This is a genomic window from Pseudomonas sp. PGPPP1 (assembly GCF_002255865.1).
Taxonomy (GTDB): Bacteria; Pseudomonadota; Gammaproteobacteria; order Pseudomonadales; family Pseudomonadaceae; genus Aquipseudomonas; species Aquipseudomonas cremoris.
This window is the reverse complement of record NZ_NKIG01000007.1, coordinates 54,303-65,948: the sequence shown is the minus strand read 5'-3', so window position 1 is coordinate 65,948 and position 11,646 is coordinate 54,303. Positions and strand designations below refer to the sequence as shown.

12 protein-coding genes are annotated in these 11,646 nt (G+C 58.4%); 5 read left to right on the top strand and 7 right to left on the bottom strand.

The genetic code is table 11. The annotated features are described in order from the left end of the window. Positions 1-105: 105 nt before the first annotated feature. A complete protein-coding gene (rimK, locus tag CFE47_RS10850) occupies positions 106-1,011 on the bottom strand; it encodes a 30S ribosomal protein S6--L-glutamate ligase (protein ID WP_003187674.1) in 906 nt (301 codons plus the stop codon). Then, complete coding sequence (gene rimB, locus CFE47_RS10845) at positions 1,008-1,490, bottom strand: retropepsin-like aspartic endopeptidase RimB (RefSeq protein WP_005783815.1); 483 nt, start codon at positions 1,488-1,490, stop codon at positions 1,008-1,010. The genes rimK and rimB overlap by 4 nt, the downstream gene beginning before the upstream one ends. Positions 1,491-1,788: 298 nt before the next feature. On the opposite strand from rimB, the gene CFE47_RS10840 reads away from it, so the two are divergent. Next, on the top strand, positions 1,789-2,196 hold the full coding sequence (locus tag CFE47_RS10840; RefSeq protein WP_185704598.1) for an RNA-binding S4 domain-containing protein: 408 nt from the start codon (positions 1,789-1,791) through the stop codon (positions 2,194-2,196). Positions 2,197-2,255: 59 nt separating this feature from the next. On the opposite strand, the gene CFE47_RS10835 is transcribed toward CFE47_RS10840, so the two are convergent. Beyond that, the gene (locus CFE47_RS10835; protein WP_286836918.1) at positions 2,256-3,053 is read right to left on the bottom strand and encodes a phosphatase PAP2 family protein; all 798 of its coding nucleotides are present in this window, start codon (positions 3,051-3,053) and stop codon (positions 2,256-2,258) included. Between the two features lie 105 nt (positions 3,054-3,158). Between CFE47_RS10835 and hslO the strand changes: the two genes are divergently transcribed. Beyond that, a complete protein-coding gene (gene hslO, locus CFE47_RS10830) occupies positions 3,159-4,061 on the top strand; it encodes an Hsp33 family molecular chaperone HslO (RefSeq protein ID WP_185704602.1) in 903 nt (300 codons plus the stop codon). A 179-nt stretch (positions 4,062-4,240) separates the two neighbouring features. Further along, the gene (locus tag CFE47_RS10825) at positions 4,241-5,782 is read left to right on the top strand and encodes a phosphoenolpyruvate carboxykinase (RefSeq protein ID WP_286836915.1); all 1,542 of its coding nucleotides are present in this window, start codon (positions 4,241-4,243) and stop codon (positions 5,780-5,782) included. 57 nt (positions 5,783-5,839) lie between these two features. On the opposite strand, the gene CFE47_RS10820 is transcribed toward CFE47_RS10825, so the two are convergent. The 3 genes from CFE47_RS10820 to CFE47_RS10810 form a co-directional block, all read right to left on the bottom strand. Further along, on the bottom strand, positions 5,840-6,703 hold the full coding sequence (locus tag CFE47_RS10820; protein ID WP_286836913.1) for an EamA family transporter: 864 nt from the start codon (positions 6,701-6,703) through the stop codon (positions 5,840-5,842). 164 nt (positions 6,704-6,867) lie between these two features. Further along, positions 6,868-7,224, bottom strand: a complete 357-nt coding sequence (locus CFE47_RS10815) for a DUF1493 family protein (protein WP_286836911.1) — start codon at positions 7,222-7,224, stop codon at positions 6,868-6,870. Positions 7,225-7,359: 135 nt separating this feature from the next. Beyond that, positions 7,360-8,409 (bottom strand): S8 family peptidase, encoded by a 1,050-nt coding sequence (locus CFE47_RS10810; protein ID WP_286836909.1) that lies wholly within the window; start codon positions 8,407-8,409, stop codon positions 7,360-7,362. 163 nt (positions 8,410-8,572) lie between these two features. On the opposite strand from CFE47_RS10810, the gene CFE47_RS10805 reads away from it, so the two are divergent. Then, positions 8,573-10,510, top strand: coding sequence for a RecQ family ATP-dependent DNA helicase (locus tag CFE47_RS10805; protein ID WP_286836908.1), 1,938 nt, complete (start codon positions 8,573-8,575; stop codon positions 10,508-10,510). Between the two features lie 23 nt (positions 10,511-10,533). Beyond that, positions 10,534-10,965 (top strand): acyl-CoA thioesterase, encoded by a 432-nt coding sequence (locus CFE47_RS10800; protein WP_286836906.1) that lies wholly within the window; start codon positions 10,534-10,536, stop codon positions 10,963-10,965. Positions 10,966-11,038: 73 nt separating this feature from the next. Here the strand turns inward: CFE47_RS10800 and CFE47_RS10795 are convergent, their stop codons facing one another. After that, positions 11,039-11,518, bottom strand: a complete 480-nt coding sequence (locus CFE47_RS10795) for a glycine zipper domain-containing protein (protein WP_065899612.1) — start codon at positions 11,516-11,518, stop codon at positions 11,039-11,041. Positions 11,519-11,646 lie beyond the last annotated feature (128 nt).

Here is an 11,646-nt window from a genome sequence, read left to right as displayed (position 1 = left end):
TCGCGAATACGGAGTGTCAGTCAACAGATCCATCGACTGAACCACTGCATTCGCGAGCAAGCCCGCTCCCACATTGATTTGCAGTGTTTCAAAAGCTGTGTGTTGTCAGCCCTTACCTTTGGTCCGAGTCATATTCGGCCCACCATTCTTCTCCAGATGCTGAATGATGATCCCCGCCACATCCTTGCCCGTGGTGGTTTCAATCCCCTCCAGCCCCGGCGATGAGTTCACCTCCATCACCAGCGGCCCGTGGTTGGAACGCAAGATATCCACGCCCGCCACACTCAACCCCATCACCTTGGCCGCCCGCAGTGCGGTCATGCGTTCTTCCGGGGTGATCTTGATCAGGCTGGCACTGCCGCCACGGTGCAGGTTGGAGCGGAATTCACCCGGCTTGGCCTGGCGTTTCATAGCGGCGATCACCTTGTCGCCCACCACGAAGCAGCGGATATCCGCACCGCCGGCTTCCTTGATGTATTCCTGCACCATGATGTTCTGCTTGAGGCCCATGAACGCTTCGATCACGGACTCCGCCGCTGTTGCGGTTTCACACAACACCACGCCGATGCCCTGAGTGCCCTCCAGCACCTTGATCACCAATGGCGCACCGTTGACCATCTCGATCAGGTCGGGGATGTCGTCCGGGGAGTGGGCAAAACCGGTGACCGGCAAGCCGATGCCACGGCGCGACAGCAGTTGCAGCGAGCGCAACTTGTCCCGCGAGCGCGCGATGGCCACGGATTCATTGAGGGGAAATACCCCCATCATTTCAAACTGGCGCAATACGGCGCAGCCGTAGAAGGTGACCGAGGCGCCGATGCGCGGGATCACCGCATCGAAGCCTTCCAGCGGCTTGCCCCGGTAATGGATCTGCGGCTTGTGGCTGGCAATGTTCATATAGGCACGCAGCGTGTCGATCACCACCATTTCGTGGCCACGCTCGGTGCCGGCCTCGACCAGGCGGCGGGTGGAATACAGACGCGGGTTTCGCGACAGCACAGCAATCTTCATGCAGCACCTGGGGCAGAAATAGTAGAGACCGGGAACACCGGCTTGTCTTGAACGTACTTGACGCCGGGGTTGACCACCAATTGGCCGTCAATCAGCGCCTTGGAGCCGAGCAACAGGCGGTAACGCATGGCTTTGCGGCAGGCCAGGGTGAACTCCACCCGCCATACCCGATCACCCAACGCCAGGGTGGTGCTGATCACATAGCGCACCTGCGCATGGCCGTTGGAGCTCTTGATGGTTTTCATTGTCACCAGGGGCGCTTCGCAGCGACGGTGACGCAGTTGCACCACGCTGCCCAGGTGCGCGGTAAAGCGCACCCACTTTTCACCGTCGCGCTCAAACGGCTCGATATCGGTGGCGTGCAGGCTGGAGGTGCTGGCGCCGGTGTCGATCTTCGCGCGCAGGCCAGCCACCCCCAAATCGGGAAGTGCCACCCACTCACGCAGACCGACAACGGTCAAATGGTCAAATGTCTTCAATATGGGTAACCGGTAATTCAGAAATGTTTCGTAGTCGTCGAGGACAGTAACGTCCAACTGCTCACGGATTGTGACAATCGCCAAACCTTCGTTGAGGGTTTGGTGCCGAATTCGCGGTATTCACGCAGAATATTCGGTAAATGGCGACAGATATCTCTCAGGCTGCGGTAATCAGCCGCCGGATGGGAAAGCCGCGCAAATCTCGCGGTGTCTGGCGTATCTTAGGTGAGCCTTGAGGTTTATGCGTCGAAGGGTTTCAACGGTAAAGTTGCGACATTTTTCAGAGCGAGGAATTCAAGTGGCTCAAAAGCAGGAAGAGGAAGAGAAGGTCCGTTTGGACAAGTGGTTGTGGGCGGCGCGTTTTTATAAAACCCGTGCCCTGGCCAAGGCCGCCATCGAGAGCGGCAAGGTGCACCATCGCGGTGAACGCTGCAAGCCGGGCAAAGAGCCGCGTATCGGCGATGAGTTCCAGATTCGTACTGGCTTCGATGAAAAAACCGTCGTAGTGCAGGCACTTTCCATCGTGCGCCGCGGCGCGCCCGAGGCGCAGGCGTTGTACGCTGAAACAGAAGCCAGCATCGCCAAGCGCGAAAATGCGGCGGCGATGCGCAAGGCTGGCGCCATGGGTTTGAGCACCGACGGCAAACCGAGCAAAAAGCAACGCCGCGACCTGTTCAAGTTCCGCGGCAGCGGCAACGACGACTGACCTTGTAGTGAGCGGGCTTGCCCGCGCTGGGTGGTGCGACGATTCGACAAGCCCGCTCACTACACGCGTATGACGTTCAGTCGGTTGATCATTGGCACGCGCTTAAGTATTCCAAACACCGGTGCCGTCAGCCGCAACAACCCCTGCGACACCTTCGCCGCAAACGGCGTGTAGTACCCCCACCCTAGCGCCAACAGTGCTAACAGCACCCCACCGATGTAGTCGTCCTGCCCCCAATGCGCACCTGCCACCAGGCGGGGCATCATGAACAGCAACGCCAGGCCCCAGATCACCAGTACCTGGCCCATCCGCTTGGCGAACACCGTCATGAACATTCCCCAGATCAACAACACCGAGGCGTGATCCCCGGGAAAGCTCTGGCTCGAACGGTCCTTCAATTCCCAGGTCTTTTCCAACCCAGGGAAATAGTCACTCATCTGGATTGCGCCGCTGATCACCATCGACGGGCTATGGTGTTGCCAGCCCATTTGCGCGGCGAGTTTGGAAAACAGCATGCGGATGAACAGCAGCAGCAACAAAATGCCGACAAAACCTAACACCGCCTGACGCACCTGCACGGCCTTGAATACCCAATCTGCGCGAATCAGCAGCGTCAGCAGGATCACGCCGACCACCGCATCAAACGGTCGCAAACTGGCGACAGCCCACACGTGTAGCCAGGTTGTATTGCTCGCCAGCGGGTCATTGAGCAGATGAAACAGCCACTCGTCGAATACCACACATAGCATCTGGCCTGTGGGCCATAGCCAAAAACACAACAACCCGATTGCGAGTAGATTGCAAACGGCCCATCGCCCGAGGTTCCACTTGGCTTGGAACAAACCCGGATTGTTCATAAACTGTCCCTCTGTGCTTTAAAAAAACCGCACCAAATTGGTGCTAAAGCGTTTCATTCTATAAACCTTGTAATCAATTTGTCATCAATTCAGATACCCAGACCTATGACTGATCTACCGGATACCGACTTCACCCAACGCTTCATCTTCGACGAGACCGACGCCCGCGGCGAACTGGTGTCGCTGGAGCGCAGCTACGCCGAAGTCCTTGCCAAGCACCCTTATCCGGAGCCGGTCGCGCAACTGCTCGGTGAGCTGATGGCGGCGGCTGCGCTGCTGGTAGGCACCATGAAGTTCGACGGTTTGCTGATCTTGCAGGCGCGCTCCGAAGGTCCGATCCCGTTGCTGATGATCGAGTGTTCCAGCGAGCGTGACATCCGTGGTTTGGCCCGTTACGAGGCTGACCTGATTGCCCCGGATGCCACCCTGTCGGACCTGATGCCTAACGGCGTCCTGGCGCTCACCGTCGACCCGACTGAAGGCCAGCGCTACCAGGGCATTGTCGACCTCGATGGCGAAACCCTGTCGGACTGCTTCACCAACTATTTCGTGATGTCCCAGCAGGTTGGCACGCGTTTCTGGCTCAACGCCGATGGCCACCGCGCCCGCGGCCTGTTGCTGCAGCAGTTGCCGGCCGACCGGATCAAGGATGACGACGATCGTGCGGAAAGCTGGCGCGGCCTCACTGCCCTGGCCGGCACCCTCACGGCCGAAGAATTGCTGGGCCTGAGCAACGAAACCATCCTGCACCGTCTCTATCATGAGGAAGCCGTGCGGCTGTTTGACGCACAGAACCTGCGCTTCCACTGCAGCTGCTCGCGCGAGCGTTCGGCCAATGCACTGGTAAGCTTGGGCCTGGAAGACGCGCAGAACCTGGTGGTGGAGCATGGTGGCAACATCGAGATCGACTGCCAGTTCTGCAACCAGCGCTACCTATTCGATGCGGCCGATGTAGTGCAATTGTTTGCAGGGGCTGGCATCGACACCCCTTCCGACACCCGCCACTAAAACGTTTAAGCACAGGTAAATCACCTGACAAACGCCGGATTAGCGCAGTTCTGACGGGAGGGCCCTACTCTTTTTGGGCTTTTCTGGCATAATCCGGCCCACTTTTTTCGCGGTAGTAGTGCGCAACTTTCTACTACAAAACGTTTGGAGCACTCGGCCATAGGCCGACGGGGAACCTCATGACGCAAGCCAATAACGCCGTATACACCGATCTGAGTGTTGACGATCTGGTCAAAGAAGCCCTGCAGCGCGGTGAAGGCGTGCTTGCCGATACTGGCGCGCTGGTCGTAGAAACCGGTCACCGTACCGGTCGTTCGCCAGTCGACCGTTTCATCGTTGAAGAGCCGACTACCCAGGATGCTATCGCCTGGGGCCCGATCAACCGCAAGTTCCCGGCCGACAAGTTCGATGCCCTGTGGGCTCGTGTCGAGGCCTTCAATAACGCGCAAGAGCATTTCGTTTCCCACGTTCACGTAGGTGCTGCCGAAGATCACTACCTGGCCGTGAAAATGACCACCCAGACTGCCTGGCAGAACCTGTTCGGTCGTTGCCTGTTCATCAACCCGGCACAGTACAACCCGGCCGGTCGTGAAGAATGGCAAGTGCTCAACGTGGCCAACTTCGAATGCGTGCCAGAACGTGACGGCACCAATTCCGACGGTTGCGTGATCCTCAACTTCGCCCAGAAGAAAGTGCTGATTGCCGGCATGCGTTACGCCGGTGAAATGAAGAAAGCCATGTTCTCGGTGCAGAACTTCCTGCTGCCGGCTTCCGACGTGCTGCCGATGCACTGCGCCGCCAACATTGGTGAAGCAGGCGACGTGACCCTGTTCTTCGGTCTGTCGGGCACCGGTAAAACCACCCTGTCCGCCGACGAAAGCCGTTACCTGATCGGTGACGACGAACACGGTTGGGGCGAAGGCGTGGTGTTCAACATCGAAGGCGGTTGCTATGCCAAGTGCATCGACCTCTCCGAGAAGAACGAGCCGGTTATCTGGAAAGCCATCAAGCATGGCGCTGTGCTGGAAAACGTCGTGATCAACGACGCCAAGCACGCCGACTACACCGATGTCAGCCTGACCCAGAACAGCCGTGCCGCCTACCCGCTGGAACACGTTGCCAAGCGTTCCGAGAAGAACCTGGGCGGCGAGCCAAACGCTGTGATCTTCCTGACCTGCGACCTGACTGGCGTGCTGCCACCGGTGTCGATCCTCAGCGAAGAGCAAGCGGCCTACCACTTCCTGTCCGGCTACACCGCTCTGGTGGGCTCGACTGAAATGGGTTCCGGCGGCGGCATCAAGTCGACCTTCTCCACCTGCTTCGGCGCGCCATTCTTCCCGCGCCCAGCTGGCGAATACGCTGAGCTGCTGATCAAGCGCATTCGTGGTTTCGGTTCCAAGGTCTACCTGGTCAACACCGGCTGGACCGGCGGCGGCTACGGCGTCGGCAACCGCTTCAACATCCCGACCACTCGCGGCGTGATCGCAGCGATCCAGAGCGGCGCGTTGATCGGTGCTGAAACCGAACACCTCGACACCATCAACCTCGACGTGCCGTTGGCCGTACCGGGCGTTGAGACTGGCCTGTTGAACCCACGTAACACCTGGGCTGACAAAGCTGCCTACGATGAAGCTGCGAAGGCACTGGCTGGCTTGTTCATCGAGAACTTCAAGAAGTTTGAAGTGAGCGATGCGATCAAGGCTGCCGGTCCTAAGTTGTAAGATTCAGTCGTTGTGAAAAAGCCGCCTCTTGTGGGCGGCTTTTTTGTGCGCGAGAGGTTAGTCAGCGACGTGCAAGACCACCGCGCCGACCAGCACTAATACGACCCCCAGCACTTGCACCGCCGATAGCCGCTCCTTGAAAAACACAAACCCCAGAATTGCCGCGATCCCGCCCGACAACGTACTGATCACCGTCACCACCGAAACCGACCCCGCCATCGCCCCCCATGAAAACGCCGAGAACCCACCCAGGTTCATCAAGCTGGCACCGGTCAACGTCGCGCAGTTTTTCAGTGGCGGGATTTTCAGGCCGTCTTTGACCTTCAATACCATCACTACCAATATGCACAGGCCGACCAGGTAGCCTAGCCACAGCATGGTGATCGGCCCAAGCGCCGGCAGTGTGTAGCGGCCTTGCAACCAGAAACTGGTGCCATACAGCAAAGCGGCGAGCATGGCGTAGGCGATGGACAGGCGTGGGTTCTTGTGGGGCGTGCCGTTGTCCTTGTGGATGCTGGAGAGTATTACGCCTACCACGCACAGGGCGATGCAGCCGAGTTGGATCAGGCTGATGTGTTCGCCGCTGGCCCACGACAGCAGCGTGGTCACTACGCCGTAGGACGTCACCAGCGGCGCGACGATGGCGGCCTTGCCCAGGGCGAAGGCCTTGGACAATGCGAGGGCACCAGACACCGTGAGCAGGGCGGCGGTAATACCCAGCAGCCAGACGCTTAGAGGGGCGTCGAGGGATTTGGACAGGAAGGTAGGAACGATGACCAACAGCAGGGTCATGATCAGGAAGCCTAGGGCTTGGCCGAAGTACACGGCGCGCTTGACGCCCACGGCGCGAGCATTGAGGCCCACGAGAAAATCCGTACCGCCCCAGAGCAGGGCGGCCAGCAGGCCCATTGTTACGTCCATGTAAGGTCCTTGGTGTTGTAAGCGCGGCTCGTCAGGTTAACGCAAAACAAGTGTGGGAGCGGGCTTGCTCGCGAATGCGCAGTTTCAGTCACTGAACAGGTCGACTGATCCACCGCATTCGCGAGCAAGCCCGCTCCCACATTCGATCTACGTTGTGCTTTGGATTAGCACAGTTTTTCGAGAGTCTGCGTGTCCCAGCCATGGGCCTTGATAGCCAGGTGCAGCATGCCAATGGTCAGCGGGATTTTTTTACCGCGGCCCTTGGCGCGGTGTTTGAGGAATACATCGAATACCGGTGGGTTGAAGTAACGGTAAGCATCGTAGTCGCCGAGGTCGAGCTCAAACGCTTGCTCCACGGCTTCCATGAATTGCTTGGTCTCGGCACCGTCGCAGCCCAGGTCGAAGTTGATCGAGGTTTGCAGACGGACGGCCTTGTGTTGGGGCAAGCCGACTTCTTCGTGGAGCAACTGCAGGAGTTGCTGTAACTCGTGGTCATCGGGGAGGTCGGGAGCCAGGTTCATGGTGGGTCACGCAGGAGTGGGTGAGGGCGGTATTTGTTTCGAGTGATGAAGAGTGCCAAGCCTATCAGGAATACACACACAGTTAGGTAGAACCACTGACCAGGGTTCTGTGCGTGAACATACGTAAGGGTCGATTTAAGGCCGTGAAGCCGCCTCCAAGTCCATCAAGCCGCGCCCATAGGCTTCGCTGTTGGCGTAGATACCCGTTCGATTGGCGGTGCTGAGCAGGCGCTCGCGTAGTTGTTGGGGCGTCATTTGCGGGTAGCGACTTTGCAGTGCGGCCAATGCTCCGCTGACCAGCGCAGCGGCTGGCGAGGTGCCCGCAGTCGGGCCATAGCCTCCGTCCTTGCTGGTAGTTAATAAACCTGCGCGGCCATCACCCCCCGGTACGGCGATGCACCATCGAGCGGCCAGGCCACAGTAATTGGACTTCTGGTTGATAGCAGTGCCATCGCTGTTGAGTGCCATGACGGCGATCCAGCCCTTTTCCAATTCGGGCACCAGTGCGGGAAGGCCGGGCTCGGCGAGGGGTTCGCGCTTGATTTCATTTCCGGTGGAAAAGACGAACACGGCGCCATTGGCCACTAGCTTCTTGGCGACCTCCAGCGAATCGCCCATCAGTCGTTCATAGATCGGCAGTTCGTTGGTATTGGCTTCAATAGGGTTGGCCCATGAGTTGCTGAATATGCGTGCGCCTTTTTCATAAGCCTGGGTCCAGGCTTGAGCGATTTCCGTGTCGAAGTAGAAGGGTTCTTTATCGTCGCCAAACCGCATGGGGATCAGTTGGGCCTGGAAGGCAATGCCGTGCATGCCTTGGTCATCTTTGTTGGCGGCAAGAATACCGGCCATTTGGGTGCCGTGGCCCTTGGTGTCGAGGGTGCCGGGCACCTTGCGCACAAAGTCAAAGCCCGGATCGGCAACGCGCCCCTCGAACTCGGGCAATTGCCTGTTCAAGCCCGAATCTATCAGCGCCACCTTGACGCCCTGGCCAGTCCCGCCGCGGGCATATAGGGAGGAGGCCTTGACGATGGGCAAGGCTCTTTGCGCGAAATATTCGGGGGTTTCAAAAGCGCGGGTGTCGAGCTTCTCAGGTGCAGATATCGGAGGGTTGGCGCATCCGAGCAGAACCAGGGGCAGGGCGAACAGACTGGCACGTCGTAGTGTGTTGTAGAGCGGTGGGTGCATGGCTGACTCCTTGTGAGCCGGTTGATCAGGCGTGCTACTGTCTGCGTTTTTGCGCGGGCCTGCTGGTTTTCTCTGTATCAGTTTGTAGCGTTTTATCCCCAGCCTTTCTCGGTCGCTGATCTATGTTTTTGACTCGATACAGCGGTCAACGGAGTGACAGCCTATGCACGACACCCTCCAACAGGTCTTTGGTTATCCACAGTTTCGTTTGGGCCAGGAAAAAACCGTCAGTGCCGTATTGGCCGGCCGTTCGGCGGCAGCCATTTTCCCTACGGGTTCAGGCAAATCCCTTTGTTACCAACTGTCTGCGGTGTTATTGCCACACCTGACACTGGTGGTTTCACCGCTATTGGCGTTGATGCAAGATCAGTTGGACTTCCTGCAGCGTCACGGTATTTCGGCAGGGAGTATCGATTCGGCCCAGAGCCGCGATGCGGCCAACGACGTAATGGCCCGTGCACGTTCCGGTGAGCTGAAGATCCTGATGGTTTCAGTGGAGCGCTTGAAGAACGAGCGCTTTCGTAACTTCCTGCAAAGTGTGCGGATCTCGCTGCTGGTGGTGGATGAGGCGCACTGCATTTCCGAGTGGGGCCACAACTTCCGCCCGGACTATCTAAAACTGCCGGACTACCAGCGTCAGTTCAATATCCCACAAGCACTGCTGCTGACGGCTACGGCAACGCCTAAGGTGATTGCCGACATGCAGGCGAAGTTCGCCATTGCGCCCGACGATGTGGTGACCACGGGCTTCTACCGGCCCAATCTCAACCTGCTGGTGGAGCCGGTGTCCGGTGCGGACAAACGCCGCAGGCTGGTGCAATGGATGAGCGAGCGTGCGGATCAACCGAGCATCGTCTATGTCACTCTGCAAAAAACCGCTGAGCAGATTGCCGAGCATTTGAACCGTAACGGCATCCAGGCCGAGGCTTACCACGCAGGTTTACCCTTTGATAAGCGTGAGGGTATCCAGCAGCGCTTCATGGGTGGGCGCTCCAATTGCATCGTCGCCACCATCGCGTTTGGCATGGGCATCGACAAGAGTGATATCCGCAACGTGGTGCATTTTGACCTGCCCAAGTCCATCGAGAATTACAGCCAGGAAATCGGCCGTGCGGGGCGTGATGGGCAGCCGTCCGACTGCCTGGTGTTGGCCAATCGCGATAGCCTGAATGTGCTGGAAAATTTCGTGTACGGCGACACGCCGGAGCAGGAGGGTATTCTTCGTGTGCTAGAGCAATTACAGGCGGCGCGAAGCGATGGGCAGTGGGAGTTTTTACTGCGCTCGTTATCGGACGACAGCAACATCCGCGAGTTGCCGCTCAAGACGTTGCTGGTGCAGTTGGAACTCAGGGGCGTGATCGCGCCACGCTACGCATTTTATGCCGAATACCGTTTCAAATACCTGATCGAGCCCGAAGCATTGCTGGCTCGATTTTCCGGCGAGCGGCAGCAGTTTGTCGCGGCAATTGTCCAAGTGTGCAAACGGGCCAGAACCTGGGCAACCGTGGATTTCGACGCGCTTTACCAACAGCACAATGCCGAGCGCGGGCGAGTGGTGAAGGCGCTGGATTATTTCCAGGAGCAAGGCCTGATCGAGTTGGAAAGCAAGCAGATGACCGAAGTCTACAGCTTGCTGAACACCGACTTTGATCCACAGGTGTTGAGCGCCGAGTTATACACAGGCTTCAAGCAACACGAAGTCGGGGAGGTGGCGCGGATCCACGCCATGCTTGAACTATTCGCCACTGAACGCTGCTTGGGGCAGCGTCTTGCGCAGTATTTTGGTGATGAAAAAGCGCCCCAGCGTTGCGGGCATTGCTCGGTTTGTCATGGTCACATTGCGCAACTGCCGCAACCACCCGGGTTACCGTCGCTTGTGGATAAAAATTTCTTGGGGCTGTGCGGTGATTTTATCCACAGGCATCATGAACACACCGGTCAGTTGCCTGGTGCGGAGCGCCTGACGCGTTTTCTCGGAGGCATCAGCGTGCCGTTGTTCACCAAGTTGAAGGCGCGGGGGATTCCGGGTTTTGCTGCGCTGGAAGACTATCCCTACGCCGAAGTGCGCGAGTGGGCCGAGACCCATTTGAATGACTTGTAAACCCACCTTCACGAGATGTGCCCATGCCTGATTCAGTGCCACAGCGTGCCGACTACCTTCACTTCCAGCCGATCATCACCCGCTGGCACGACAATGATGTGTATGGTCATGTGAATAACGTGACCTACTACAGCTTCTTCGACACAGCGGTAAACACCTACCTGATCGAACAGGGCGGGTTGGATATCCATGATGGCGAAGTGGTGGGGTTTGTGGTGAGTTCGGCGTGTGATTACTTTGCGTCGATTGCCTTTCCTGAGCACATTGAAGTCGGTTTGCGAGTGGGCAAGTTGGGCAACAGCTCAGTGCAATATGAGTTGGCGGTGTTTAAGGCGGGCGAGGACGAGGCCTGTGCGGCAGGAAGATTCGTGCATGTGTTTGTGGACCGAGGGTCGAACCAGCCGGTGGCGATTCCGGTGATGCTGCGCGAGGCGTTGCAGCGGTTGGTGGTTTGACTGCGATCTGGCAAACAGTGGAGATCAAATGTGGGAGCTGGCAAGCCCGCTCCCACATTGTTAGCCCGCGGGCTTATCGATGGCGGTAGTGGTGCTTATTCTTGCGATGCCCATAAGCATGGCCACGTCCACGATGGTCATCACGGTCATAACGACGGTTGTCGCGACCGCGCGAACGGCGGTCGTCGTCATCGCTCTTGTTGCCCATGTAGTTGCCCAGCGCGCCACCTGCGCCACCGCCGGCGGCTGCGCCGATCAGGCTGCCGGTGTTGCCGCCCATGCTGCGGCCGACCACGTTGCCGCCAGCTGCGCCCAGGGCGCCGCCAATGGCCGCTTCGCCACGGCTGCGTTTGTCCGCGCCGACCGCGCTACCGCCCGCGCCGCCCAGCGCCGCACCGATGGCGGAACCGGTGTTACCGCCAATCTGCTGGCCGACAACCGAACCTAGAACCCCGCCCAATGCGCCGCCCACACCGGCTTCGGTGGTGCCACCGGCCATGGCTGCGCCACTGACCAGGCCAAGGGACAACAAGAGAATCGAGGAGAACTTCATAGGGAGACCTCAAGAGGATGACGGCGCGATCCTGAGGTTGTATCGAGATTGTGGCAATAGAAATCCGACCAGTAACACGAGTTGTACACAATTCTATAAGTTACTGTTTTTACTGGGGAACTTAAGTC

Coding starts and splice junctions, on each gene's coding strand:
- rimK (WP_003187674.1), bottom strand. CDS start 1,011: ATGAAGATTGCTGTGCTGTCGCGAAACCCGCGTCTGTATTCCACCCGC.
- CFE47_RS10835 (WP_286836918.1), bottom strand. CDS start 3,053: ATGAACAATCCGGGTTTGTTCCAAGCCAAGTGGAACCTCGGGCGATGG.
- hslO (WP_185704602.1), top strand. CDS start 3,159: ATGACTGATCTACCGGATACCGACTTCACCCAACGCTTCATCTTCGAC.
- CFE47_RS10825 (WP_286836915.1), top strand. CDS start 4,241: ATGACGCAAGCCAATAACGCCGTATACACCGATCTGAGTGTTGACGAT.
- CFE47_RS10820 (WP_286836913.1), bottom strand. CDS start 6,703: ATGGACGTAACAATGGGCCTGCTGGCCGCCCTGCTCTGGGGCGGTACG.
- CFE47_RS10815 (WP_286836911.1), bottom strand. CDS start 7,224: ATGAACCTGGCTCCCGACCTCCCCGATGACCACGAGTTACAGCAACTC.
- CFE47_RS10810 (WP_286836909.1), bottom strand. CDS start 8,409: ATGCACCCACCGCTCTACAACACACTACGACGTGCCAGTCTGTTCGCC.
- CFE47_RS10805 (WP_286836908.1), top strand. CDS start 8,573: ATGCACGACACCCTCCAACAGGTCTTTGGTTATCCACAGTTTCGTTTG.
- CFE47_RS10800 (WP_286836906.1), top strand. CDS start 10,534: ATGCCTGATTCAGTGCCACAGCGTGCCGACTACCTTCACTTCCAGCCG.
- CFE47_RS10795 (WP_065899612.1), bottom strand. CDS start 11,518: ATGAAGTTCTCCTCGATTCTCTTGTTGTCCCTTGGCCTGGTCAGTGGC.